1 protein-coding gene is annotated in these 938 nt (G+C 63.2%); it reads left to right on the forward strand.

What is annotated here, in order from left to right:
* Positions 1-938, forward strand: a 938-nt coding sequence (gene tuf, locus NKJ72_RS30895; protein ID WP_352480798.1) for an elongation factor Tu, incomplete at its 3' end; no start/stop codon positions are given.

Genomic DNA, 938 nt, shown 5'->3' on the forward strand with positions numbered 1-938 from the left:
ATGGCAAAAGGTAAATTCGAGCGCACTAAGCCTCATGTGAACATTGGCACGATTGGTCACGTCGACCATGGCAAGACGTCGCTGACGGCGGCGATCACCAAGTATTTTGGCGAATACAAGCGCTATGACCAGATCGATGCGGCGCCCGAAGAGAAGGCGCGCGGCATCACCATTTCGACGGCGCATGTCGAATACGAGACCGCCAACCGCCACTATGCCCATGTCGATTGCCCCGGCCACGCCGACTATGTGAAGAACATGATCACCGGTGCCGCGCAGATGGACGGCGCGATCCTGGTGGTGTCGGCCGCCGACGGTCCGATGCCGCAGACCCGCGAGCACATCCTTTTGGCCCGCCAGGTCGGCGTGCCCTCGATCGTGGTGTTTTTGAACAAGGTCGACCAGGTCGACGACGCCGAGCTGCTCGAGCTGGTCGAGCTCGAGGTGCGCGAGCTTTTGACCAAGAACGAGTTCCCCGGCGACGACATTCCGATCGTCAAGGGTTCGGCGCTTGCCGCCCTTGAAGACAGCGACAAGAAGATCGGCGAGGACGCCATTCGCGAACTGATGGCTCAGGTCGACGCCTATATCCCGACGCCGGTTCGTCCGCTCGACAAGCCGTTCCTGATGCCGATCGAGGACGTGTTCTCGATCTCGGGCCGTGGCACGGTGGTGACCGGCCGCGTCGAGCGCGGCGTCGTCAAGGTCGGCGAGGAGCTGGAGATCGTCGGCATCCGCCCGACCACCAAGACGACCTGCACGGGCGTCGAGATGTTCCGCAAGCTGCTCGACCAGGGGCAGGCGGGCGACAACATCGGCGCGCTGCTGCGCGGTGTCGACCGTGAAGGCGTCGAGCGCGGCCAGGTCCTGGCCAAGCCCGGCACCGTCAAGCCGCACAAGAAGTTCGTTGCCGAAGCCTACATCCTGACCAAGGACGA

The sequence above is a fragment of the Mesorhizobium sp. M0045 genome (assembly GCF_040323385.1).
Taxonomy (GTDB): domain Bacteria; phylum Pseudomonadota; class Alphaproteobacteria; order Rhizobiales; family Rhizobiaceae; genus Mesorhizobium.